This is a genomic window from Streptomyces sp. NPDC047706, from assembly GCF_043204795.1.
Taxonomy (GTDB): Bacteria; Actinomycetota; Actinomycetes; order Streptomycetales; family Streptomycetaceae; genus Streptomyces.
This window is the reverse complement of sequence record NZ_JBIDCW010000004.1, coordinates 20,513-44,283: the sequence shown is the minus strand read 5'-3', so window position 1 is coordinate 44,283 and position 23,771 is coordinate 20,513. Positions and strand designations below refer to the sequence as shown.

Here is a 23,771-nt window from a genome sequence, read left to right as displayed (position 1 = left end):
TCGAAGGAAGGACGCTCGCCTGTGTCCTGTGGTTGCCGGAAGCGGACGTGACCGATCTCAACCGATCGCCGGTGCCGCCCTGGGCAGGCACTTTTACGGGCAGAGCCGACCAATCAAGATCACCTTTTCCGGAGCGGCGGGCGCGTTGTCAGTGGCAGGTGCGAGGATGCGTGCAGTACTGGCCGACGTGCTCGTGTGGGGTGGGGGACCTCCGCGCCCGTGCAGAAGGGACCGCTGACGGCGATGCAGATCCGGCTGACCGTCGTAGACCCGCTGGGCCCGCCCGCCCCCGAGCTCTCGGCCTCGCCGGAGCAGGGGGGACCACCGGCGCCGCGCGGCCGGGGAACGGCCCGCGACGTGCTGGTCACGGCGCCCGCCGGCACGGCCCTGTCCGCGGTGGCCTCGGGGCTCGCCGCGGCGGCCTGCGGCGACGTCCCGTCGGGGCCCGTGGTGCTGTACGCCGGTGCGGAGCGCCTCGATGCGCAGCGCTGCACCCTGGGCGAGCCCCCGCTGCTCGACGGCGCGGTGCTGTCCGTGGGCGGCCCGGCGGCCCCGGAGCCCCATCCCGAGCTGGAGGACGCCCCGGCCCGCCTCGACGTGATCGCCGGGCCGGACGCCGGCGGCGTCCATCTGCTGCACGGCGGCGAGATCCGCGTCGGCCGCTCCGCGGAGGCCGACGTCCCGCTCGACGACCCCGATGTCTCCCGCGTCCACTGCGCGGTGACCCTGAGCGCGGACGGCCGGGTCTCGGTCACCGACCTCGAATCCACCAACGGCACGACGCTCGACGGCACCCGGGTGGGCAGCCGTCCGGTGCGCTTCACACCCGGGGCGCTCCTGCGGATCGGGGAGTCCACGCTGCGGCTGGCACCGCCCGGAGGGCCGGGCCGGCGGGTGGGGACCACGCCCGACGGGGAGGGATGCGTGCGGGTCGGGACGAGCGACGGGCCGTCCCCGGCCGGAGCCGCCGGGGTGCCGGCAGGCGGGCCGTCCGCGAGCACCGGGCATGCCTACGGGGCTGCCGGGGGCTGGGGCGTCCCGGGGGGCGGCCCGGCCGGCGTGCGGGGCGCCGCACCGCAGGACCGAGGGGCCGGTGCACCGGGCACGGCTCACGACCTGACTCCCGCGGACCGGGACGCACAACCGGCAGGGACCCCGTCCCCCCACGAACCGCGCCCCGGGGCGCCCGGCCCCGAGCCCCGGGCCAGGGAGCACTCGCCCGTGGCGGCGCCCCTCGTGCCCGAGCAGGGCAAGGCGCCCCGCGTCGAGAGCCGCGACGCCGGTCCGCAGCACCCGGGCCCCGGCCCCGCCGCACCCTGCGGTGACGGGACGCACGGCGGACGGCTCGGCGCCGACCTGCCCGACGCCCCCGCCGGCACCGGTGGCACGGGCCACCGCAAAGGCACGCCGCTGCGCGGCACCGACGTACCGCAGGGGGTGCGCAGGCGCGGTGGGCTCACGGCGTGGGCGCGGCGGCTGGCCGGCGGGCGCGGCGCCGAGCAGGAGCCGGCCGGGCAGGAGGCGTACGGCGACGAGCAGGCCGGCGGCGCCGTGCACTCACCCGTGCGTGCCGACGCCAAGGAGATCTGGCCGGACCCGGCCGCCCTGCTGCTGACAGCGCTGGGTCCCGGTCCCCGGCTGTGGGAGCGCGGGCCGGGTCACCCCGAGGCGCTCACCGTGCGGCTCGGTACGGCCGACCGGGCGGCGCCGGACGGTTCGGGGCTGCTGCCCGCCGTGCCGGTCACCGCCGATCTGCGTGAGGCCGGTGCCCTGGGTCTGGCCGGTCCGCGGCCCCGCCTGGCCGGTCTCGCGCGCGCGGTGGTGGCACAACTCGCCGCGCTGCACTCCCCCGACGTCCTGGAAATCGTCCTGATCAGCACGGACCGCGCCCGCCCTCTGGAGGAGCGCACCGCCGAGTGGTCCTGGCTCGGCTGGCTCCCGCATCTGCGCCCGGCCCACGGCCAGGACTGCCGCCTGCTCCTCGCCCACGACCGCGAACAGGCCGCGGCCCGCACCGACGAGCTCCTGCGCCGCCTGGACGACCACCTCATGGAGCGGGGCGGCGCCACCGCGAAGGCCGGCGCGTCCATGGGCGCACGGCACCCCGAAGACGGCGGGATGCCGGACCCCGCCCCGGCCGCCGCGCCCCGCCGCCCGTCCTGGGCCCGCCCCGACGACTCGCCGGCCGGCTCCGCGGACCCGGCCGGCTTCCCCGGCCCCTTCACCGTCCTCGTCGTCGACGGCGACCCCGGTGGCGCCGGTCTCCGCGAGGCGGTGGCACGGCTGGCCCTGGACGGCCCGCGCGCCGGCATCCATGTCGTCTGCCTCGCCGAGACCGCCTCCGCTTCCCCTGCCTCCCCGGTCGCCGAGACCTTCGAGGCCGCCTGCGCCTCGGCCCCGGCGTTCCGTGAGTGCGGGGCCGTCGCCCTGCTCAGCGGCGATGTGGCGACCGCGCTCCGCCTGCTCCGCATCGCCCGAGCGGGAACCGGAACCGGAGCAGGGACCGGAACCGGAGCAAGAACTGGAACCGAAACAGGGACCGGGACCGGGACCGGGGCCGGGGCCGGAACCCCAGCCGGGTCGCGGTCCGGGTCCGGAAGCAGGACCACCGGTTCCGCGCCCGGATCCGCACCAGGTGCCGTCACCTCCCGCCCCGCCCCCGTCGGCCACGGCACGGTCGGCGCCGTGGACGCCGTGTCCCCCGCCTGGGCCGAGCGGTTCGCCCGCGCCCTCGCCCCGCTGCGCACCGAGGCGTCCGGCACCGGCACCCGGCTCGCGCGCGTCAGCGCCCCCCTCCCCCAAGCCTCCCGCCTGCTCGACGAGTTGGGCCTGGCGCGGGCCACCCCCGCCTCCCTCATGGCTCGTTGGGCGGACGCCGCGGACGACACCGACGCCCTCGGCGGCCGGGCGCACGCCGTCCTCGGCGCCGGCCCCCGCGGTCCGGTCGCCGCCGACCTCGTGGGCGAGGGACCGCACCTGCTGATCGAGGGCCCGCCCGGCAGCGGGCGTACGGAACTGCTGCGGGCCGTCGTCGCCTCGCTCGCCGCCGCCGAGCGGCCCGACCGCCTGAGCCTGGTGCTGATGGACGGCCGGGACAGCGTGGGCGCGGGCAGCGGGCACGGCGACGGGCTGCACCCGTGCATGGACATCCCGCACGTCACGACGCACCTGCTCGCCAACGACCCGGTCCGCATGCGGGAGTTCGCCCAGTCCCTGTCGGCGGAGCTGAAGCGCCGTGCCGAGCTGCTCGGCCGTTCGCACTTCGCCGAGTGGCACACCGGGCGCGAGGTGTCGGGCCGGATGGTCAGCCAGCGCACGGCGCACACCGCCGGTGGCGACGTCGGGGCCGGTGACCTGGACACCCCGCCCAGCGCCACCCTGCGGCTGCGCCCGGCCGCTCCCCGTCGCCCGACGGACGGCGTGCCCCCGTTGCCCCGCCTCGTCGTGGTCGTCGACGACCTCGACGCCCTCGTCTCGCCCCCGCTGGGCTCCCCGGGCCGGCCCGCCGCCGGGTCCGTGACGCGTGCGCTGGACGCGGTGGCCCGCGAGGGTGACCGGCTGGGCGTGCACCTGGTGGCCGCCGCGGGACAGGGGGGCCGTACGGCGCAGACCGAGCCCGTCCGGCGGGCCTCGCTGCGCGTCACCCTCGACGCGCCCACGCCCGGACCCGACGAACCGGCGCCCGGCCGGGGCCGGCTGACGCATCCCGACGGACGGATCACGCCGTTCCAGGGCGGCCGGGTCACCGGTCGGATCCCGCGTACGGCGACCCTGCGGCCCACCGTCGTCCCGCTGGAATGGCACCGCATGGGCGACCCGCCCGCCCGCCGCCAGGTCCGCGAACTGGGCAACGGGCCCACGGACCTGGCCCTCCTGGCGAGCGCGCTGGAGCGGGCGGCCCGGGAGGTGTCCGCCTCTCAGGTGCCGTCGCTGCTGTAGGCGCCGCCCGCAGCGCCCGCCGACAGTCACGACGCGGTCACGATCACCGTCTTGACACGGCAGGCGCTCTTGCCGACCCCACGGACCCGGCGTAGACCAGTCCCACGGGACAGCGCTCGAACGTTCGACGAGGACGAAGAACGGGGCCGTAATGCACAGGAGCATCACCACCAGCCGCACCCGGACACGCAGGACCGCCCGCGCCGCCGCGGCCGCGCTGGCGGGAGCGCTCGCGCTCTCGCTCAGCGCCTGCGGAGGCGACGACGACAGCGGAAACGAAGGCAGCGGCGGTACGGACGAGACCGCCACCACCGTCACACTCCCCAAGCTCGACGGCGAGACCCTGGAGGTCGCCGCCGTCTGGACCGGCCCGGAGCAGGCCAACTTCAAGAAGGTGCTTCAGGAGTTCGAGAAGCGGACCGGCGCCAAGGTGACCTTCGTGCCCGCGCAGGACCCGATCATCAACTTCCTCGGCTCGAAGATCGCGGGCGGCGCGCCGCCGGACATCGCGATGCTCCCGCAGGTCGGCGCCATCCAGCAGGCCGTGGACAAGGGCTGGGCCAAGCCGGTCGGGACCGAGGCCCAGGAGCAGCTCGGCAAGAACTACTCGCAGGGCTGGCAGGACCTCGGCAAGGTCGACGGCAAGCAGTACGGCGTCTACTACAAGGCCGCCAACAAGTCGCTGATCTGGTACAACACCCAGGTCTTCGAGAACGCCGGTGCCGAGGAGCCCAAGACCTGGGAGGACCTGCTCACCACCGCCCAGACGATCTACGACTCCGGTGTCACGCCGTTCTCGGTCGGCGGCGCCGACGGCTGGACGCTGACCGACTGGTTCGAGAACGTCTACCTCTCGCAGGCCGGCCCCGAGAAGTACGACCAGCTGGCCAAGCACGAGATCAAGTGGACGGACCCGTCCGTCACCGAGGCCCTGACGACGCTGGCGCAGATCTGGGGCAAGGCCGACTACATCGCGGGCGGCGCGAACGGCGCGCTCCAGACGGAGTTCCCGGCCTCCGTCACACAGACCTTCACCGGCGGCGACCAGCCGAAGGCCGCCATGGTCTACGAGGGCGACTTCGTCCAGGTCAACATCGCCGAGACGGAAGCGGAAGTGGGCACCGACGCCAAGGTGTTCGCGTTCCCGAGGGTGGGCGACACCGAGCCGGTCGTCTCCGGTGGTGACGCGGCGGTGATCCTGGAGGACTCGAAGGCCGCGCAGGCCCTGGCCACGTTCCTCGCCTCGCCGGACGCGGCGACCATCCAGGCCAGGCTCGGCGGCTATCTGTCGCCGAACAAGAACGTGGACCCGAAGGCGTATCCGAACGCGGTGCAGCAGGAGATGGCGAAGGCACTGGTCGCGGCCGGTGACGACTTCCGCTTCGACATGTCCGACCAGGCCCCGCAGGCCTTCGGCGGCACGCCCGGCAAGGGTGAGTGGAAGGCGTTGCAGGACTTCCTGAAGAACCCGAAGGACATCAAGGGCACCCAGGAACAGCTGGAGGCCGACGCGGCCGCGGCGTACGGAGACTGAGCCGGCCATGGCTCCGGCATCCGCGGGAGGGGTCCCGCCCACCAAGGCCGGGACCCCTCCCCGTAGTCGCAAGAGCGTGACCGGCACCCGCAGGACCGTGGCAGCGCTGTTCCTGCTGCCCGCTCTGGTGCTGCTCGGCGCGCTCGTGGTCTACCCGATCGGGTACTCGGTCGTCCGCAGCTTCTACGACCAGTCCGGCGACGGCTTCGCCGCATTCGACAACTACCAGGCCCTGTTCACCGACGACGGCATCCGTACGGCGCTGAAGAACAACATCATCTGGGTGGTGTTCGCGCCGACGGTGGCGACCGCGCTCGGGCTGATCTTCGCGGTCCTGACCGAACGGGTGCGCTGGGGCACGGCGTTCAAGCTGGTCGTCTTCATGCCGATGGCGATCTCGATGCTCGCGGCGGGCATCATCTTCCGTCTCGTCTACGACCAGGACCCGGACAAGGGCGTCGCGAACGCGGTGTGGGTGGGCGTGCACGACACGTTCGCCCAGTCGTCGGCGTTCCCGAAGGCGCACCCCGGCCGGGATTCGCCGCTGACGGCGGACGACGGCGGTTTCGTCACCAAGGAGCCGGTCCGCCTCGGCGAGCCGGTGGTCCTGCCCCTGGTGGGTGTCGCCCCCGACCAGATGCCCGACGACGCCGCGAAGGCGGTGCCGGCACAGGCCGATCCGGGCAAGGTCACCGGCACCACCTGGCAGGACTTCACGCGCGGTGAGGGCGTCGGCACCCTCGGCGCCCCCGACCCCTCCGAACTGGGCTATCCCGGCATGCGGATCGAGGCGGTCAAGGACGGCGAGGTGGTCGCCACGGCCACCGCGGCCGGCGACGGCACCTTCACGCTTTCGGCCGCCGCCGACGGAGCCCGGCTGCGGCTGCCCGCCGACAACTTCGAGGAGCCGTACAACGGCCTGGACTGGCTCGGCCCGTCGCTGGTCACACCCGCCATCATCGGGTCGTACATCTGGATGTGGGCGGGCTTCGCGATGGTGCTGATCGCCGCCGGGCTGGCGGGGATGCCACGTGAGCTGCTGGAGGCGGCGCGGGTCGACGGGGCCAACGAGTGGCAGGTGTTCCGGCGGGTCACCGTGCCGCTGCTCGCGCCCGTCCTCGCGGTCGTCGCCGTCACCTTGATGATCAATGTGCTGAAGGTCTTCGACCTGGTCTTCATCATCGCTCCGGGCTCCTCCCAGGACGACGCGAACGTCCTCGCGCTGGAGCTCTACCGCAAGGGCTTCTCCGAGGACCAGCCGGGTGTCGCGAGCGCCATCGCGGTCTTCCTGCTGCTCCTGGTGATTCCGGTGATGTGGTTCAACATCCGCAGGCTCAGGCGGGAGGTGCGGCGATGACCACACACCTCGGCAAGCGCACGGAACCGGGGCCGCGCAAGGCGTCCCTCGGCGCGCGCCTGGCGGAGGGCGTCGGCGGCGGTCTGATGCGGGTCTTCCTGATCGTCGTCGGCCTGTTCTGGCTGGTGCCGACCATCGGTCTGCTGCTCTCGTCCCTGCGCACCCCTGCGGACATGAACGAGAGCGGCTGGTGGACGGTGTTCACCGCGCCGGCCCAGCTCACCTTCGAGAGCTACGACAAGCTGCTGAGCAACGGCGACATCACCGACTCGCTGCTGAACACGGTCCTGATCACGGTCCCGGCGACCGTGCTGGTGGTGGTCATCGGCTCGCTCGCCGGGTACGCCTTCGCGTGGATGGAGTTCCCGGGCCGGGACTGGTGGTTCCTTGGCGTGGTCGGCCTGCTGGTCGTCCCGGTGCAGGTGGCGCTGATCCCGATCGCCGAACTCTTCGGGAACATCGGGCTGTTCGGCTCGATGCTCGGCGTGATCCTGTTCCACGTCGGCTTCGGACTGCCCTTCGCGGTGTTCCTGCTGCGGAACTTCTTCGCGGAGATCCCGCGCGAGCTGCTGGAGGCGGCGCGGCTGGACGGCGCCGGTGAACTGCGGCTGTTCGCCCGGGTGGTGATGCCGCTCGGCGGGCCGGCGATCGCGAGCCTGGGCATCTTCCAGTTCCTGTGGGTGTGGAACGACATGCTGGTGGCGCTGGTGTTCACCGACTCCGGCAGCCAGCCGATCACGGTGGCGCTGCAGACGCAGGTACGGCAGTTCGGGAACAACATCGACGTGCTCGCGCCCGGTGCGTTCATCTCGATGGTGATTCCGCTGGCCGTCTTCTTCGCGTTCCAGCGGCAGTTCGTGTCCGGCGTGATGGCGGGCGCGGTGAAGTAGCGGCACATTCATCGATCTTGGGGCGGGCCGGACAACGGCCCGCCCCACCGCGTTCCCGGCGAAATCGCCCGGATGCTGTACACAAAGTAACCAATTCGGCTCATCGGCCGTTCCCGGGCAGAACGCCCGCGCAGACCCGCCGCCCCATGGACGCCCCCTTGCCCAGGTCCAGTGCTGTCGACCCGCGTACCAGGTGCGGGCGCACCGCGTACGACGACGGGCACGCCGCCGGGCGCGTCGTACGCCGTGTCGGGCGCGGGGAGGCCGAGGCGGACCCGCCGCCGGTGGTGCCGCTGGAGGCGCGGCGGCCCGTGCAGTCCGCCGCCGCATCTCGGACCCATCGCCCGGCAGCCACCGTTCCGCAACCTTCTGGCCACCTGGCCGTCACTGAAAGCCACTGACGGCCGTTTCACCTACCGGGAGTCCCTGTGCCCAGCAGTTCGTCGCGACCCACCCCGTCGCGGCCGTCCACCCGGCCGCCGTCGGGGCGGCCCGGACGTTTCGCGCCCGGTCCGCGGCGGGCCGCCCGACGGGACCTCCACGGCCCGAGGCGCGCGCCTCCCGCCGAGCAAGGATGACGAAAACGGAAAGAGTTGCATGCCCCGTTTCAGCATCATCGTTCCCTCGCACGGAGTCGGGAGCCTGCTGGCCCGGGCCCTGGAGTCGGTTCTGGACCAGTCCTTCGGCGACTTCGAACTGATCACGGTGTGCGACGAGCCGGAGGCTCCCGCGGCGGACATGACCGCCGGGTACGCCGCGCGGGACCGCCGGCTGAGACCGGCGTACTCACCGCCCTCGGCCGGTCTGGGCGCGGCCCGCACGACCGGACTGCGGGCGGCGTCGGGCTCCTATGTGCTGTTCCTCGACGGCGACGACGTCCTCGTCCCGGGGGCGCTCGCGGCGCTGGACGCCCGGCTGCGGCAGACGGGGCCGGTGGACGTACTGCACTTCGCGCACGAGCGGGTGACCGGGCGGGCGGTGCGGGAACGGATGACCGGGCGGACCGCACAGGAACCGCCTGCCGCCGCCACTCAAGCGGGGCGGGCGGTGCGGGAACAGTGGGCCGGGCGGGCCGGGCGGGAACGGTGGGCCGTCCGGCTCGTCGCCCTGCCGCCCGCCCCCGCAGGAACCTTCCACCCCGACGCGGCGCCCTGGCTCACGGTGGTGAACCGGCCGGTGTGGAGCGCCGCCTATCGGCGCGGGTTCCTGGCCGTGCACCAACTCGCCTTCCCCTACGGCCACTTCACCGACCTCGGCTGGGGCGGCGTGGTGACGGTACTGGCGGAGCGGGTGGCCGTGCTGCCGTCGGTGGTCGTGCGGCATCTGGTGCGGGCGCGCGGGAGCCTGCTCGACACCCCTGGCGAGCGCCGGCTCGATCTGCTGGACCAGATCGAGCCGGCGCTGTTCCAGGCGGGCGCAGCGCGGGTGTCGGCGGCGCGGTCCCGGGCGCTTTTCGACCAGCTCTTCGCCGTGGTGGTGGAGGTGGCCGCCGATGCGCGGCGGCTGCCTCCGCGCCGGCGGCGGGCCTTCTTCCGGCAGGCGGGTGTGCTGTACCGGCGGTACCGGCCCGCCGGGCACCGGCCTCCTGGGCTGCGGATGCGGCTGCTGGGGGCCGGCGCCTACACGGCGTTCCTCGCGGTGCGGGCGCTGCCCGCCCCGACGCTCCGCGGCCGGCCACTACTCGACGACGAGCTCGACCGGGATGTTGCCGCGGGTGGCGTTGGAGTAGGGGCAGACCTGGTGGGCCTGCTCGACGAGCTTGCGGCCGGTCGCGGCGTCCACGGCGTCGGGCAGCTCGACGCGGAGGGTGACGGCGAGCCCGAAGCCCTCGCCCTGCTTGCCGATGCCGACCTCGGCGGTGACGGCGGCGTCGCTCAGGTCGACCTTGGCCATCCGGCCGACCACGCCGAGGGCGCCGGCGAAACAGGCGGAGTACCCGGCCGCGAAGAGCTGCTCGGGGTTGGTGCCCTGGCCGTTGCCCCCCATCTCCGTCGGTACGGCCATCTGGAGGTCGAGCCTGCCGTCGGAGGAGACGGAACGCCCCTCGCGGCCGTGGGTGGAGGTGGCGACAGCGGTGTACAGCACGTCCATGGAAAGGACCATCCCTGTTAGGTGATGTACCGGCGATCCGTCCTGCCGGTCCGACACCAGGAAGTAGAGCACACAATTCAATTGCCCACAACTAAGTGACGGGCCGGGCTACCCTGGAAGCATGACCACCACGTCCGCTGCGGAGTGGCTCCGCCTCGACCGACAGATCTGCTTCACCCTGAACGCGGCCTCGCGCGCCTTCGGCGGCATGTACCGCGTGGTCCTGAAGGACCTCGGACTCACCTATCCGCAGTACCTGGTGATGCTGGTGCTCTGGGAGGACGGAGAGGTGCCGGTGAAGAGGCTGGGCGAGCGCCTGCGCCTCGACTCCGGCACCCTGTCGCCGCTGCTCAAGCGACTGGAGGCGGCCGGCCTGGTACGGCGCGAGCGCAGCGTGCGTGACGAGCGCTCGGTCCAGGTGCGGCTGACCGGGGAGGGGGACGCGCTGCGGGAGCGGGCACTTCAGGTGCCGCAGCGGATCGCGGCGGCGACCGGGTTCGATGTGGACGAGATCCGCGACCTGGGGGCCCGCCTGGACCGGCTGACAGCGGCGCTCGACGCGGCGGCGGAGGCCGAGTCGGACGCGTAGGCCACGCAGTCCCGCCACGCCGGCCGGATGCCCGTGCCGGCTGTGTCACCTTCGCGCGAAAGGTGACACGCGTGCGGCGGACGTCGGGTCACCTGCTTCACTGTGGGGCGGACGGACACGGGGCAACGGACGAGGGGACGGCCGCGGATGACCTGGCTGATCACCGGCGGCGCCGGTTACATCGGTGCACACGTGGTACGGGCGATGACGGAGGCGGGCGAGCGGGCGGTCGTGTACGACGACCTGTCCACCGGCATCGCGGAACGCGTCCCGGACGACGTCCCCCTGGTGACCGGCTCCACCCTGGACGGTGCGCTGCTGAGCCGCGTCCTGGCGGACCACCAGATCACCGGGGTCGTCCACCTGGCGGCGAAGAAGCAGGTGGGGGAGTCGGTGGAGCGGCCCCTGCACTACTACCGGGAGAACGTCGAGGGCCTGCGCGTCCTGCTGGAAGCGGTCACCGCGGCGGGCGTCGCCTCCTTCGTCTTCTCCTCCTCGGCGGCGGTCTACGGCATGCCGGACGTGGACCTCGTCACGGAGGAGACACCGTGCCTGCCGATGAGCCCGTACGGCGAGACGAAGCTGGCCGGTGAGTGGCTGGTGAGGGCCACGGGCCGGGCGACGGGCCTTGCCACGGCTTCCCTGCGCTACTTCAACGTGGCGGGCACGGCGAGCCCGGAACTCGCGGACGTGGGCGTCTTCAACCTCGTGCCCATGGTCTTCGAGAAGCTCACCGAGGGCGCGGCCCCGCGCGTCTTCGGCGACGACTACCCGACCCCCGACGGCACCTGCGTCCGTGACTACATCCACGTGGCCGACCTGGCGGAGGCCCATGTGACCGTCGCCCGCGCCCTCCAGGCCGCCCCCGGCCGCGAACTCACCCTCAACATCGGCCGCGGCGAGGGCGTCTCGGTCCGCGACATGATCACCCGCATCAACGAGACCACCGGCCACCACCGCCCCCCGACGATCGCCCCCCGCCGCCCCGGCGACCCCGCCCGCGTCGTCGCCTCCGCCGACCGCATCACCACGGAGCTGGGCTGGAAGGCCCGCCACGACGTCCAGGACATGATCACGACGGCCTGGGAGGGCTGGCTGCACCGCCATCCGGAGGCGGCGCAGGGCAGCCCGCGGGGATGAACGACGCTCGTCGCCTGAACCGTGCACTGGGCGCCGTCGTCGGCTCGGCCGTCGGCGACGCCCTGGGCGCGCCCTTCGAGTTCGGCCCCGAAGGCGCCTTCTCCGCCCGCTTCCCGGCGCCCGGGCAGGGCGAGATGTGCGGGGGCGGCGGCTGGGATCCGGGCGAGGCGACCGACGACACACAGATGGCCGTGCTCACCGGCGAGTCCCTGCTGCTACGCGGCGGACTGGACCTGCCGGACGTCTACAACCGGTTCCAGCGGTGGGCCGCCGCCGGGCCGAAGGACATCGGCCTGCAGACCGAGGCCGTGCTGACCAGCGGCGACCCCTGGGACACGGCCGCCGCGCTGCACTTCCAGGTGAACCAGCGGGCCGCGGGCAACGGCGCGCTGATGCGGGCCGCCACGTCCGCGGTGTACTTCGCGCCCCACGGCAGGGAAACCACCATGGACGCCGCCCGCCGGCTGGCCGCCCTGACGCACGGAGACCGGGCGGCATGGGAGGGCACGGCGGTCTTCCACGAGCTGGTGCGGATCGCGCTCAATGGCGGCGACCCGCTGAAGGCCGTACCTGAGGCTCTCGCGCACGTCCGTCCCGGGCATCGCGAGCGGTTCGCGGTCGTGTGCGACTGCGACTGGCATCCCGGCCTGGCGACCGAGTTCAACGGAGCCGTGTGGCCCTGCCTCGGCTCCGCCCTGTGGGCCGTGCGGACCACGGCGTCGTACGAGGACGCCGTGCGCGCGGCGATCGACCTCGGCGGCGACACGGACACGGTCGCGGCCGTCACGGGTGGGCTCGCCGGGGCGGTGTACGGCGCCGACACGATCCCCGGCCGCTGGACCGATGGCCTGCACGTGCCGCTGCCCGGCTTCGGCGAGCGGGTGCTACGGGCGCCGGAGCTGACGGAACTGGCTCGGCGGCTGGCGAGCTGAGTCGTGGCGCGCGGGGCGTGGGGGCACAGGGCGTGGGGCATGGGGCGTAGAGCGTGGGCGCAGGGCGTTGGCGTGGGGCGCAGGGCGTGGGCGTAGGGCGTAGGGCGTGGGGCCCTCGCGGTCACAGTGCCTTGAGCGCCGCCGCCGTCGAGCGGGCCAGGGAAGCCAGGTAGCCCTTGGGGAGTCTGGGGCTGCGGATGACCACCGAGCGCCAGTACAGCGGGCCGGAGATCAGGTCGAGGGCGAGGTTCGGGTCGTAGCCCGCGCCCACCTCGCCGCGCTTCTCCGCCGCGGCCACGATCTTGCTGGCGACGCCCTCCTGCCCCTCGCGCAAGGCCTTCTGGAGGGCTTCGGCGATCTCGGGGTTGCGGGCCGCCTCCGCCTGGAGGTCGGGGATGATCTGCGAGGCCACGGGGTGCCGCAGCGCCCGGGACGTCACCTCGTACAGCAGCCGGAGGTCCGCCTCCAGGGAGCCGGTGTCCGGGACGGGCAGCCCCTGCACGGCGATCGCCGAGACGACGTCCAGCACGAGGTGCAGTTTGGAGCGCCAGCGCCGGTACACCGCGGTCTTGCCGACTCCGGCCCGGCGGGCGATGCCCTCGATCGACATCCGCGCGTAGCCGGCGGCCGCGAGTTCCTCGAAGACCGCCGCCCGGATGGCTTCCGTGACGTCCGCCCGGAGCACGGCCGCCCCGGCCGGCGTCCGGCGGCGCGTTCGCGGCTGGGGCCCGTCGGCGTTCGTCGTCATGCGGACAGCATAGGGGCGTCACGACGAAACGGTTGCGTTCCGACGCACGAAAGGCCTACGCTCGCGTTGCGACGATACGGTCCCGTCCCGACGTAAGAGAACGTCATGGGACGCGCAGGCAAACGCCGGGGGGCGCTTGCCCGGATCGCCCGTCGCACCCCCACCCTCTCCACCGAAAGCAGCGGATGTGAGCCAGGTCCTCGACGCACCGCCCCCGGCGACGGCCCGCACCACGGCCCCGGCCGACGACGACTTCGCGGCCCTCGCCGCCCGCCACGGCCTCACGGTCAGCGGCGCCCGCCCCTCCCTGCCCCAGTACGTCCGCCGGCTGTGGGCCCGCCGCCACTTCATCGCGGCGTTCTCGACGGCCAAGCTCACCGCCCAGTACAGCCAGGCGAAGCTCGGCCAGGTCTGGCAGGTCATGACCCCGCTGCTGAACGCGGCCGTCTACTACCTGATCTTCGGTGTGCTGCTGCAGACCAAGGAGGGCGTGCCGGACTACGTCCCGTTCCTGGTCACGGGCGTGTTCATCTGGACCTTCTCGCAGAGCTCGATCCTGGCCGGCACCCGTGCCATCTCCGGCAACCTCGGCCTGGTGCGCGCCCTGCACTTCCCGCGCGCGGCCCTGCCGATCTCCTTCTGCCTCCAGCAGCTCCAGCAGCTGCTGTTCTCGATGGCCGCCCTGGTCGTCATCCTCCTCGTCTTCGGCGTCCCGGTCGCCGTCTCCTGGGTGCTGGCGATCCCTGCCCTGATCCTGCAGTTCACGTTCAACGCGGGCGTCTCGATGATCATGGCCCGGCTGGGCGCCAGGACACCGGACATCGCCCAGCTGATGCCGTTCGTGCTGCGCACCTGGATGTACGTGTCCGGCGTGATGTGGAGCATCGACCACCTGCTCAGCCGGCACGACGACCTCCCGGGCTGGGTCGGCCCGGTGCTCCAGGCCAACCCCGCTGCCATCTACATCGACCTGATGCGCTTCGCGCTGATCGACAGCTTCCAGGCGAGCCAGCTGCCCGACCATGTCTGGATGCTCGCCACGGGCTGGGCCCTGCTCGCCGGCATCGGCGGCTTCATCTACTTCTGGAAGGCTGAGGAGACCTACGGCCGTGGCTGAGAACCCCACCGGGACCGCTCCCGACCAGATCCCCACCGTCATCGCCGACCATGTCGACATCGTCTACCGGGTCAACGGCACCGGAGGCGGCCGGGGCTCCGCCACCGCCGCCCTCAACCGCATGCTGCGCCGTCAGAAGGCCGAGAAGGCGGCCGGCGTCCGCACCGTGCACGCGGTCCGAGACGTCTCCTTCGTCGCGTACCGCGGCGAGGCCATCGGCCTGATCGGCACCAACGGCTCCGGCAAGTCGACCCTGCTCAAGGCCGTCGCCGGCCTGCTCCCCGTGGAGAGGGGCCGGATCTACACGGGCGGCCAGCCCTCCCTCCTCGGCGTCAACGCCGCCCTGATGAACGACCTCACCGGCGAGCGCAACGTCCACCTCGGCGGCCTCGCGATGGGCATGACACGCGAGCAGGTCAAGGAGCGCTACCAGGAGATCGTCGACTTCTCCGGCATCAACGAGAAGGGCGACTTCATCACCCTGCCCATGCGGACGTACTCCTCCGGCATGGCCGCCCGCCTGCGGTTCTCCATCGCCGCCGCCAAGGACCACGACGTCCTGCTCATCGACGAGGCCCTCGCCACCGGCGACCGCTCCTTCCAGAAGCGCTCCGAGGCCCGTATCCGCGAGCTGCGCAAGCACGCGGGCACGGTCTTCCTGGTCAGCCACAACAACAAGTCCATCCGCGACACCTGCGAGCGGGTGCTGTGGCTGGAACGCGGTGAACTGCGCAGGGACGGACCCACGGAGGAGGTCATGAAGGAGTACGAGGCCTTCACCGGGGACAAGAAGCCCAGGCCCAAGCCGAAGCCCAAGGCGCCGGCACCACAGGTGCCCCAGCCGTCCTGACACCCGACCCGAGCGAGGGCGCCCCGAGCCGTTCCCGGCCCGGGGCGCCCTCACCTGTCGTACCGAGACCTACGAGTGCGTCCGCAGCAGCGTCCGCATCGTCCGCATCGCCACCGACAGGTTCGCCAGGTCGAACGAGTCGGAGCCCTGGATCTCCTCCAGCGTGGTGCGCGCCCGGCTCAGGATCGCCGCGTTCTTCTGCTCCCACACCTTGAACCGCTGCTCCGGCGTCGCCGCGCCGTCGCCCACCGCCAAAACGTCCGCCGTGACCGCCGCGTGGGCCGCGTACAGGTCCTCGCGGATGGCCGCACGGGCCATGGACTGCCAGCGGTCGGCGCGGGGCAGCTCGATGATGCGGTCCATGAGCTGGGTGATGCCCAGCCGGTCGGCGAGGTCGTAGTAGACCTCGGCGACGTCCAGCGGCTCCTTGCCCGTACGGTCGGCCACCGAGACGATGTCGAGCGTCGGGAAGGCGGAGGAGAAACCGGCCACCGGGGTGGCGAGTTCGTCCGGCACACCGGCGGCGGTCAGCTCGTCGTAGATCTTCTGCCACCACTCCAGGTCCGCGCCGCGCATCAGCTTGGGCAGCTGCGACCAGACCTGCTCGACGCGCTCGGCGAAGAAGTCGACCGTCTCGGCGAGCTGGAGCGGCTGCGGCCGGTTGTTCAGCAGCCAGCGCGTGCCACGCTCCACCAGACGGCGGGAGTGCAGCCGGATCCGGGTCTGGACGGTCGCGTCGACCTTGTTGTCGAGGGCCTCGACCCCGTCCCACACCGGCGACGAACGGAAGATCGCGCGGGCCGCGGTCTGCGCCCGGACGATCTCCTCCAGCGACGCACCGGTCTCCTCGCGCAGCCGGTGCAGATACGTCGTGCCACCGGTGTTGACCGTGTCGTTGACCAGCACGGTCGTGGTGATCTCGCGGCGCAGCGGGTGGCTCTCGATGTGCTCCGGGAACTGGTCGCGCAGCGCGCTCGGGAAGTACGCGTAGAGCAGGCCGTGCAAGTACGCGTCGTCGGGCAGCGAGGTGTGCAGCAGCTCCTCGGCGACCGTGATCTTCGTGTACGCCAGCAGGACGGCCGTCTCCGGGCTGGTCAGGCCCTGTCCCTGGGCGAGCCGCTCGCGGATCTGGCGGTCGGTGGGCAGGAACTCCAGCGCCCGGTCGAGGTGGCCCTCGCGCGCCAGGTGGCGCATGAAGCGCTGCTGGGCGTGGAGCATGTCCTTGGACTGGGCGAGGGCGTTCGCGATCGCCGTGTTCTGCGCGTAGTTGTTGCGCAGGACCAGGTGGCCGACCTCGCCGGTCATCTCGGCGAGCAGCCGGTTGCGCTGCTTGACGGTCATGTCGCCGTCGGTGACCAGGCTGTTCAGCAGGATCTTGATGTTCACCTCGTGGTCCGAGGTGTCCACGCCCGCGCTGTTGTCGATGGCGTCGGTGTTGATCCGCCCGCCGTGCAGCGCGAACTCGATCCGGCCCAGCTGGGTCAGGCCCAGGTTGCCGCCCTCGCCGACGACCTTGACCCGCAGGTCCGCGCCGTCGACGCGGATGGCGTCGTTGGCCTTGTCGCCGACGTCCGCGTGCGTCTCGGTGGAGGCCTTGACGTACGTACCGATGCCGCCGTTCCACAGCAGGTCCACCGGCGCCTTGAGGATCGCCCGCATCAGGTCGGCCGGGGTCAGCTTGGTGACCTTCTCCTCGATGCCGAGGGCCGCGCGGATGTGCGCGTTGACCGGGATGGCCTTGGCGCTGCGCGGGAAGATGCCACCGCCCGCCGACAGCAGGCCGGTGTTGTAGTCCTCCCAGGACGAGCGCGGCAGCTCGAACAGACGGCGGCGCTCCGCGTACGAGGTCGCCGCGTCCGGGTCCGGGTCGAGGAAGATGTGCCGGTGGTCGAAGGCGGCGACCAGGCGGATGTGCTCGCTCAGCAGCATGCCGTTGCCGAAGACGTCACCCGACATGTCGCCGATGCCGACGACCGTGAAGTCCTCGGTCTGCGTGTCGACGCCGAGTTCCCGGAAGTGCCGCTTGACGGACTCCCAGGCGCCGCGGGCGGTGATGCCCATGCCCTTGTGGTCGTAGCCCGCGCTGCCGCCGGAGGCGAAGGCGTCGCCGAGCCAGAAGTTGTACTGCTGGGCGACCTCGTTGGCGATGTCCGAGAACGTCGCGGTGCCCTTGTCGGCGGCGACCACGAGGTACGTGTCGTCCTCGTCGTGCCGGACGACGTCGGCGGGCGGGACGACCTCGCCGGCCACCATGTTGTCGGTGATGTCGAGCAGCGCCGAGATGAACGTCCGGTAGCTGGCGATGCCCTCCGCCATCCACGCGTCGCGGTCCACCGACGGGTCCGGCAGCTGCTTGGCGACGAAGCCGCCCTTGGCGCCCACCGGCACGATGACGGTGTTCTTCACCATCTGCGCCTTGACCAGGCCGAGGATCTCGGTGCGGAAGTCCTCACGGCGGTCCGACCAGCGCAGGCCACCGCGCGCGACCTTGCCGAAGCGCAGGTGCACGCCCTCGACGCGCGGCGAGTACACCCAGATCTCGAACGCCGGGCGCGGCGCCGGCAGGTCCGGGATGACCTGCGGGTCGAACTTCATCGACACGTACTCGTGCGGCCGGCCGCCCCACGCCTCCTGGAAGAAGTTCGTGCGCAGGGTCGCCTTGATCACGGTGAGGAAGGACCGCAGGATCCGGTCCTCGTCCAGGCTCGCGACCTGGTCGAGGGCGGCCTCCAGCTCCTCCAGCAGGGCGTCCACGATCTCGTGCCCGGCGCGCTGCCGCTCCGGCGACATCCGCGCCTCGAACAGGGAGACGAGCAGCCGGGTGGTGTGGACGTTGTTGCGGAGGGTGTCCTCCATGTAGTCCTGGCTGAACGTCGAGCCCGCCTGGCGCAGGTACTTCGCGTACGCCCGCAGCACCATCGCCTGCCGCCAGGTCAGCCCGGCGCTCAGCACGAGGGCGTTGAAGCCGTCGTTCTCCGCCTTGCCGGTCCAGCTGGCGGCGAACGCCTCCTGGAACCGCTCGCGCGCGTCGTCGCCGTGGTAGTCCGCGCCGGTCTGCGCCTTGGGCATGCGCAGACCGAAGTCGTAGATCCAGGCGACGCTGCGGTCCGCGCAGCGCAGCTCGTAGGGCCGCTCGTCCATCACCTCGACGCCGAGCCGGTTGAGCACCGGCAGGACGCGGGACAGGGAGACGGCGTCGCCCTTGCGGTAGATCTTGAAACGACGCTCGTCGGGGCCGGCGCCCACCGGCTCGTACAGGCTGAGCGCGAAGTTGTTCTCCTCGTCCAGCCGGTCGAGATGGCCCAGGTCGGCGACCGCGGCGCGCGGGCTGTGGTCGGCCTTGTAGCCCTCGGGGAAGGCGTTGTGGTAGCTGCGCAGCATCTCGGCCGCGCGCTCCTCGCCGACCTCGGCGTTCAGCGCCTCCGAGAAGCCGTCCAGCCAGGAGCGGGCGGCCTCGACCAGGCGGGCCTCGATGCGCTCCTTGTCGGCGTCGGACAGCTGCGGCAGCTCGGTGCCCTGCGGGACACGGATGACGAAGTGCAGCCGGGAGAGGATCGACTCGGTGTTCCAGGCGGTGAAGTCGACACTGGTGCCGCCGAGCTCCTCCTTCAGGATGTCGATGATCCGCAGCCGGACGCCGGTGGTGTAGCGGTCGCGGGGGAGGTAGACGAGGGCCGAGTAGTAGCGGCCGTACTCGTCCTGGCGCAGGTACAGCCGCAGCCGGCGCCGCTCCTGGAGATACAGCACCGAGGTGACGATGGCCTGCAGCTCGTCGACCGGGGTCTGGAACAGCTCGTCGCGCGGGTACGTCTCCAGGATCTGCAGCAGGTCGCGTCCGTCGTGGCTGTTGGGCGAGAACCCGGCCCGGCTCAGGACCTCTTCGACCTTGCGGCGGATGACCGGCACCCGGCGGACGGACTCGGTGTAGGCGGCGGAGGAGAACAGGCCCAGGAAGCGCCGCTCACCGACGACGTTGCCCCGCTCGTCGAACTTCTTGACGCCGATGTAGTCCAGGTACGACGGCCGGTGCACGGTCGCCCGGCTGTTCGCCTTGGTCAGGACGAGCAGCTTGTGCTCCCGGGCCTTGGCGCGGGCGTCGGCGGGCAGCCGCTCGAAGGACGGGCTGACCGGGTGGCTCTCGCCTGCCTCGTGGTGCGGGTCCGCACGCAGTATGCCGAGGCCCGTGCCGGGGACGGCGCCGAGCGAGTCGTCGCGCAGCTCGTACTCGCGGTAGCCGAGGAACGTGAAGTGATCGGCGGCCAGCCAGCGCAGCAGCTCGCGGGCCTCCTCGATCTCCTGCGGCGGCAGATCACCGGCGACGGGCTCGTCGGGCAGCCCCTCGGCGATCCGCAGCGCGCCGTCCCGCATCTTGCCCCAGTCCTCGACGGCCTCACGGACGTCGGACAGGACGCGCACCAGGTCGGTGGTGATCTGCTTCAGGTCCGAGCGGTCGGTCTCGCGGTCGATCTCGACGTGGATCCAGGACTCGACGTGCGCGTCGTGCGGGAGGTCACCGGTGGGCGTGGTGGTGAGCACCTCGATGAGCCGGCCGGTGACATCGCGGCGCACCACCATCTGCGGGTGGATCACCACGTGGATGCCTCGGCCCTGCCGGGTCAGCTCGTTGGTGACGGAGTCGACCAGGAACGGCATGTCGTCGGTGACGACCTCGACCACGGAGTGGCTGCACGTCCAGCCGTTCTCCTCGACCGTCGGGGTGTGCACCCGGACGTTCGCCGTGCCCTGAGGGCGGTTCTCGGCCAGTCGGTAGTGCGAGTAGGCGCCTCCGAAGACGTCGACCGGGTCGCGGTCGGAAAGGTCCTCCGGGGCGGTGTGCAGGTAGTAGCGCTGGAGGAACGCGAGTACGGCGGCCCGGTCCGGGGTGCCGTGCTCCGTCGTCCCAGTCGGTAGGTGCCCCCCGACCGGGCTGTTCTCAGCTACCCGGGCGGCCCGATCGAGCAGCTCGGCCTTGGCTTCGTCCAGCTTGGTCTGCATTGTCCTCTGGCTCCTGTCGCGCGCCGTTGCGTGACGTAGAAGGAAGTACGGTCTCCGGCCCTCCGACGCGACGTCGTGACGCGGGGTGTCCGGTCCGTTCCGACGCTATGCCGCAAGGTGAGATGAGCGGGGGGATATCAGCCATTTCCCACGCGCCCGGGGCATGTGGTGCCGCTGTCGACGGCAGCCGCTCCCGGTGTGTGCGCGAAACCGCGGGGCCCTCGAAAGCCCCGCCCCGCCCGCGAGGACCAGCGACCGCCGCCCGGACACGGATGTCTTCCATGCTCTCCGGGCGCAGGGCAGGGACACGGAGGCCCCCGCGAACTATCGCGCTGATCACGCCACAAGGCTATCGCTCCTTACCCGGGGTCCGTCATGAGCCGTATGTGTACAAAACCGGGGGTGGAACTTTGACAGTCTGCACAGGGGCGGGGCGCGGGGAGTCGTCGTATCCGGCGCAATTCCTCCACTCCGGCGTACTCCACTGCGCTCCGGCACCGCCGCCGCAGCGGGACGGACGGGACCGGAAACCGGCGCGTCCCCTAGGCAAGCCGCCGCATGCGAGGCACGTTGGCAGTGAGTCCGCACGCACAGCCACCTCACAGGGGAGCAACCCCCATGACCGCCAAGATCCTCATCCTCACGGGCGACGCTGCAGAGTCCCTCGAAGTCCTCTACCCCTATCAGCGCCTCCGCGAAGAAGGCTACGAGGTCCACATCGCCGCCCCCACCCGCAAGAAGCTCCAGTTCGTCGTCCACGACTTCGCACCCGGCTTCGACACCTACACCGAGAAGCCCGGCTACACCTGGGACGCCGATCTCGCCTTCTCCGAGGTCGACCCCGGCCAGTACGCCGCCGTGGTCATCCCCGGCGGCCGCGCCCCGGAGTACCTCCGCAACGACCCCGAACTCCGCAAGATCCTCAAGTCCTTCTTCGACGCCGACAAGCCCGTGGCGCAGATCTGCCACGGCCCCCTCCTCACCGCCGCGGTCGACAGTCTCCGCGGCCGACGCGTCACCGCGTACCCCGCGCTGGAACTCGACATGCAGGCGGCGGGCGCCACCTTCCAGGACGCCGAGGCCGTCGTCGACGGCACGCTCGTGTCGTCCCGTGCGTGGCCGGACCACCCGGCCTGGATGCGCGAGTTCCTCACGGTGCTCCGCGCCAAGGCGCCGGTGACCTGACGCGGGGGCCGCCGGGTACCCCGCCGTCGGGGACTCCGCGCCGTCGGAGCGGGCGGCGCCACGCCGGACGCCGTACCGCTCCGTCCGTCCTCGCTCCGGCTGCCGTCGCCTGCCCGGCTAGGCGGCTATCTCCTGTGCCAGCGCGACGGCCTCCACCAGCGAATCCACCACCGGCACCCCCGCCCCCTCAAGGCTGGCCCGGCCATGGGAGCCCCCGGTGTAGAGCACGGCCTTCGCCCCCACATGCAGCGCCGCCACCGCGTCGTCCGCGGCGTCCCCGATCACGACGGTGCGGGATGGGTCCACTCCCGCCAGCGCGGCCAGATGCCGCACCATGTGCTCGGCCTTGCTGCCCCCGGACGGACCGGTCCGTCCGTCGACCCGTACGAAGTGGGCCTCGATACCGAACCCCCGGACCAACGGCACGAGTTCCTCGTGCCCGTACATGCTCAGGATCGACTGGCTGCGACCGCCCGCCACCCACTCCACGAGCAGTCGCTCGGCTCCCTCGGTGAGCGCGCACCGCACCCGGTGCTCGGCGTAGTACCGGTGGAAGGTCTCGTCCATCACCAGCCACTCGGCGTCGTTCGGCAGGCGCCCTATCAGGCGCTCGTAGAACTTCGGAACCGGCACGCAGTAAAGCGACCGGTACTGCTCCATCGTGATCGGTTCCAGCCCCAGCTCGGCGAACGCCGCGTTCGTCGCCCCGATGATCGCGTCATTGTCGTGGAACAGCGTGCCGTTCCAGTCCCACACAATGTGCGAAGCTCCCTGCATCCCCATGCCCGAAAACGTTACCCGCCCCCACTGACAATCGGGAGATCCGCAGGTCAGGGGCGGCGAGAGGGGGATGTTCGGCAGGGGAGGGAGATCCACAGGCCCGCGCCGGCAGGACGGACACCCCCGGCAAGGGGCGGCGGGGCCGGCCGGTGAGCGTGAGCGTGCGGCGTACGGCTCCTCAGTCCCCCGGCCCCACCAGATTCGGGATCTCCTGCGTCGCGTACCACAGCAGTTCGTGGTCCTCGGCCCCGTCCACGACGAACTGAGCGTCGTCGTCCCCGCCGTCCGCCGCCTGCAACGCCCCTGCCGCCGCGGCCACGTCCTGCTCCGCGTCGGCCGAGTCGACGTGCACCGACGCGACCTTGGCCAGCGCCACGGCCCCGGCGACCCGCACCTCACCCGGCGTCCCCGGACCGGGCATCCGCCCTGCACCGCCGCTCACCTGCCCGTCGGGCACGTCGACGGCGACCACGACCCGCCGTCGCGGCGCGCCCGGGTCCCGCGCGAGCAATCGCAGCGAGGCCAGCGACGCCCGGCCCAGCGCCGCGTACTCCAGCTCCTCCACGTCCTCGGAGAGGTACCACTCGCGCAGCGCGGGCGTGACGGCGTACGCGACGAGCGGCCCGGCCCCCACCTCGCCCGCCTTGTACGCCTCGGCGAGACCGGGGAGGGTCAGGGGGACGTAGACGCGCATGGCTGGCCGCTTTCTGTTCGAAGGGGCGTCTCAAGGAGGCGGAGGGGCGTCTCGAAGAGGCGGAGAGGCTCCGCAAGCCCGCGTAAAGGGCCTTCAGGATACGTGCGGGGTCCCCTTTCGAGTCCCTTCCCGCACCTCGGAGGGCGTCCACCCCGCGCCGGAAATTCACCCGGCCCACCCCCGTACCGACGGGCTTCCGCCCCCTTTCATCACCCGGATAAGTGAAGCTCCCGGGCCTCCGAGGCCCCGCCCCCACCGGCTTGCCGCCCCTCGAACCAGCGCCGTACAAGATCCTCGACAGAAAAGTTACCGCCTGGTACGAACAGTTCCGCCGGGCCGACCGAACAGGGATCCCCATGAACAAGGTCATGACCAGGACCGTCCAGCGCCACCCCGCCTCCCGTCCCCCCATCCGGCGCGACACACGCCGTCCGGGTGGCAGCCCACCCCGCTCCCCGGCCGCCGGCCCGACCCGCACCGCGCCCTCCCCCACGCGGCATCCGGCCGTCCCGCAACCCCGCCCCACCGACCTCTTCGCCGACCGCCTGCTGCTCGTCCTCAGCGGCCGGCGCCCCGTCCACGCCATGCTCCGCCACACCGTGGGCCCCGCCTACGACGAACTGGCCCACCTCGCCGAACACGGCCCCTTGCGCGCCCGCGGCCTGCGGCCCGTCATCCGCGACATCGGCTACTGCGAGCCCCGCCCCGGCGCCATCGAGGCCTTCGTCCGCATCGCCACCGGCGACCGCCTGCGCGCCATGGCCTTCCGACTGGAACTGGGCCGCGACCACCGCTGGCGCTGCACGGCTGTGGAACTCGGCGGCGCCCGCACCCGGCCCTCACGCCAGGACTAGGCCGCCTGCCTGACAGCTCCGCCCATGCCGAAGGGCCGGGCACCCCTCCCGGATGCTCCGGCCCTTCTCCCGACTG

At 72.3% G+C, this 23,771-nt stretch carries 16 protein-coding genes and 1 pseudogene; 12 read left to right on the top strand and 5 right to left on the bottom strand.

The window, feature by feature from the left end; genetic code table 11:
- Positions 1 to 243: 243 nt before the first annotated feature.
- From ACGF8A_RS05680 to ACGF8A_RS05660, 5 genes and pseudogenes are all read left to right on the top strand, one after another.
- Positions 244 to 3,939 carry an FHA domain-containing protein gene (locus ACGF8A_RS05680; RefSeq protein ID WP_393105133.1) on the top strand — a complete coding sequence of 1,232 codons (3,696 nt, stop codon included), beginning with the start codon at positions 244 to 246 and terminating at the stop codon, positions 3,937 to 3,939.
- A gap of 151 nt (positions 3,940 to 4,090) precedes the next feature.
- Entirely contained in the window at positions 4,091 to 5,473 is a 1,383-nt protein-coding gene (locus ACGF8A_RS05675) for an ABC transporter substrate-binding protein (RefSeq protein WP_393104575.1), read from the top strand.
- Positions 5,474 to 5,480: 7 nt separating this feature from the next.
- A complete protein-coding gene (locus ACGF8A_RS05670) occupies positions 5,481 to 6,830 on the top strand; it encodes a carbohydrate ABC transporter permease (protein ID WP_393104573.1) in 1,350 nt (449 codons plus the stop codon).
- Positions 6,827 to 7,720, top strand: a complete 894-nt coding sequence (locus ACGF8A_RS05665; protein ID WP_393104571.1) for a carbohydrate ABC transporter permease — start codon at positions 6,827 to 6,829, stop codon at positions 7,718 to 7,720. The genes ACGF8A_RS05670 and ACGF8A_RS05665 overlap by 4 nt, the downstream gene beginning before the upstream one ends.
- Positions 7,721 to 8,317: 597 nt before the next feature.
- A pseudogene (locus ACGF8A_RS05660) lies at positions 8,318 to 9,364 on the top strand (glycosyltransferase); the annotation flags it as partial.
- A gap of 33 nt (positions 9,365 to 9,397) precedes the next feature.
- On the opposite strand, the gene ACGF8A_RS05655 reads toward ACGF8A_RS05660, so the two are convergent.
- Complete coding sequence (locus tag ACGF8A_RS05655) at positions 9,398 to 9,811, bottom strand: organic hydroperoxide resistance protein (protein WP_393105131.1); 414 nt, start codon at positions 9,809 to 9,811, stop codon at positions 9,398 to 9,400.
- A 121-nt stretch (positions 9,812 to 9,932) separates the two neighbouring features.
- On the opposite strand from ACGF8A_RS05655, the gene ACGF8A_RS05650 reads away from it, so the two are divergent.
- The 3 genes from ACGF8A_RS05650 (at position 9,933) to ACGF8A_RS05640 (ending at position 12,472) form a co-directional block, all read left to right on the top strand.
- Positions 9,933 to 10,400 (top strand): MarR family winged helix-turn-helix transcriptional regulator, encoded by a 468-nt coding sequence (locus tag ACGF8A_RS05650; RefSeq protein ID WP_393104569.1) that lies wholly within the window; start codon positions 9,933 to 9,935, stop codon positions 10,398 to 10,400.
- 147 nt (positions 10,401 to 10,547) lie between these two features.
- Positions 10,548 to 11,540 carry a UDP-glucose 4-epimerase GalE gene (gene galE / locus ACGF8A_RS05645; RefSeq protein WP_393104567.1) on the top strand — a complete coding sequence of 331 codons (993 nt, stop codon included), beginning with the start codon at positions 10,548 to 10,550 and terminating at the stop codon, positions 11,538 to 11,540.
- Positions 11,537 to 12,472: an ADP-ribosylglycohydrolase family protein gene (locus ACGF8A_RS05640; RefSeq protein WP_393104565.1), complete on the top strand. Its 936-nt coding sequence runs from the start codon at positions 11,537 to 11,539 to the stop codon at positions 12,470 to 12,472. The genes galE and ACGF8A_RS05640 overlap by 4 nt, the downstream gene beginning before the upstream one ends.
- Before the next feature lie 121 nt (positions 12,473 to 12,593).
- Here the strand turns inward: ACGF8A_RS05640 and ACGF8A_RS05635 are convergent, their stop codons facing one another.
- Positions 12,594 to 13,220: a TetR/AcrR family transcriptional regulator gene (locus tag ACGF8A_RS05635; protein ID WP_393104563.1), complete on the bottom strand. Its 627-nt coding sequence runs from the start codon at positions 13,218 to 13,220 to the stop codon at positions 12,594 to 12,596.
- Between the two features lie 187 nt (positions 13,221 to 13,407).
- On the opposite strand from ACGF8A_RS05635, the gene ACGF8A_RS05630 reads away from it, so the two are divergent.
- The gene (locus tag ACGF8A_RS05630) at positions 13,408 to 14,337 is read left to right on the top strand and encodes an ABC transporter permease (RefSeq protein ID WP_393104561.1); all 930 of its coding nucleotides are present in this window, start codon (positions 13,408 to 13,410) and stop codon (positions 14,335 to 14,337) included.
- Positions 14,312 to 15,187 (top strand): ABC transporter ATP-binding protein, encoded by an 876-nt coding sequence (locus ACGF8A_RS05625; protein ID WP_393105129.1) that lies wholly within the window; start codon positions 14,312 to 14,314, stop codon positions 15,185 to 15,187. The genes ACGF8A_RS05630 and ACGF8A_RS05625 overlap by 26 nt, the downstream gene beginning before the upstream one ends.
- 69 nt (positions 15,188 to 15,256) lie before the next feature.
- Here the strand turns inward: ACGF8A_RS05625 and ACGF8A_RS05620 are convergent, their stop codons facing one another.
- Complete coding sequence (locus ACGF8A_RS05620; RefSeq protein ID WP_393104559.1) at positions 15,257 to 20,182, bottom strand: NAD-glutamate dehydrogenase; 4,926 nt, start codon at positions 20,180 to 20,182, stop codon at positions 15,257 to 15,259.
- Positions 20,183 to 20,800: 618 nt separating this feature from the next.
- Here ACGF8A_RS05620 and ACGF8A_RS05615 point away from each other — a divergent pair.
- A complete protein-coding gene (locus ACGF8A_RS05615; protein ID WP_393104557.1) occupies positions 20,801 to 21,367 on the top strand; it encodes a DJ-1/PfpI family protein in 567 nt (188 codons plus the stop codon).
- Positions 21,368 to 21,484: 117 nt separating this feature from the next.
- Here ACGF8A_RS05615 and ACGF8A_RS05610 read toward each other — a convergent pair whose 3' ends face one another.
- Positions 21,485 to 22,150 (bottom strand): HAD family hydrolase, encoded by a 666-nt coding sequence (locus tag ACGF8A_RS05610; RefSeq protein WP_393104554.1) that lies wholly within the window; start codon positions 22,148 to 22,150, stop codon positions 21,485 to 21,487.
- 175 nt (positions 22,151 to 22,325) lie between these two features.
- Positions 22,326 to 22,841 carry a DUF6912 family protein gene (locus ACGF8A_RS05605; protein ID WP_393104552.1) on the bottom strand — a complete coding sequence of 172 codons (516 nt, stop codon included), beginning with the start codon at positions 22,839 to 22,841 and terminating at the stop codon, positions 22,326 to 22,328.
- A 356-nt stretch (positions 22,842 to 23,197) separates the two neighbouring features.
- On the opposite strand from ACGF8A_RS05605, the gene ACGF8A_RS05600 reads away from it, so the two are divergent.
- Complete coding sequence (locus ACGF8A_RS05600; protein WP_393104550.1) at positions 23,198 to 23,695, top strand: Rv3235 family protein; 498 nt, start codon at positions 23,198 to 23,200, stop codon at positions 23,693 to 23,695.
- The last annotated feature ends 76 nt before the right edge of the window (positions 23,696 to 23,771 follow it).

What these genes read in the sequence shown, in the direction of transcription:
- ACGF8A_RS05680 (WP_393105133.1), top strand. Translation starts at nt 244, where the DNA reads ATGCAGATCCGGCTGACCGTCGTAGACCCGCTGGGCCCGCCCGCCCCC.
- ACGF8A_RS05675 (WP_393104575.1), top strand. Translation starts at nt 4,091, where the DNA reads ATGCACAGGAGCATCACCACCAGCCGCACCCGGACACGCAGGACCGCC.
- ACGF8A_RS05670 (WP_393104573.1), top strand. Translation starts at nt 5,481, where the DNA reads ATGGCTCCGGCATCCGCGGGAGGGGTCCCGCCCACCAAGGCCGGGACC.
- ACGF8A_RS05665 (WP_393104571.1), top strand. Translation starts at nt 6,827, where the DNA reads ATGACCACACACCTCGGCAAGCGCACGGAACCGGGGCCGCGCAAGGCG.
- ACGF8A_RS05655 (WP_393105131.1), bottom strand. Translation starts at nt 9,811, where the DNA reads ATGGACGTGCTGTACACCGCTGTCGCCACCTCCACCCACGGCCGCGAG.
- ACGF8A_RS05650 (WP_393104569.1), top strand. Translation starts at nt 9,933, where the DNA reads ATGACCACCACGTCCGCTGCGGAGTGGCTCCGCCTCGACCGACAGATC.
- galE (WP_393104567.1), top strand. Translation starts at nt 10,548, where the DNA reads ATGACCTGGCTGATCACCGGCGGCGCCGGTTACATCGGTGCACACGTG.
- ACGF8A_RS05640 (WP_393104565.1), top strand. Translation starts at nt 11,537, where the DNA reads ATGAACGACGCTCGTCGCCTGAACCGTGCACTGGGCGCCGTCGTCGGC.
- ACGF8A_RS05635 (WP_393104563.1), bottom strand. Translation starts at nt 13,220, where the DNA reads ATGACGACGAACGCCGACGGGCCCCAGCCGCGAACGCGCCGCCGGACG.
- ACGF8A_RS05620 (WP_393104559.1), bottom strand. Translation starts at nt 20,182, where the DNA reads ATGCAGACCAAGCTGGACGAAGCCAAGGCCGAGCTGCTCGATCGGGCC.
- ACGF8A_RS05615 (WP_393104557.1), top strand. Translation starts at nt 20,801, where the DNA reads ATGACCGCCAAGATCCTCATCCTCACGGGCGACGCTGCAGAGTCCCTC.
- ACGF8A_RS05610 (WP_393104554.1), bottom strand. Translation starts at nt 22,150, where the DNA reads ATGGGGATGCAGGGAGCTTCGCACATTGTGTGGGACTGGAACGGCACG.
- ACGF8A_RS05605 (WP_393104552.1), bottom strand. Translation starts at nt 22,841, where the DNA reads ATGCGCGTCTACGTCCCCCTGACCCTCCCCGGTCTCGCCGAGGCGTAC.
- ACGF8A_RS05600 (WP_393104550.1), top strand. Translation starts at nt 23,198, where the DNA reads ATGAACAAGGTCATGACCAGGACCGTCCAGCGCCACCCCGCCTCCCGT.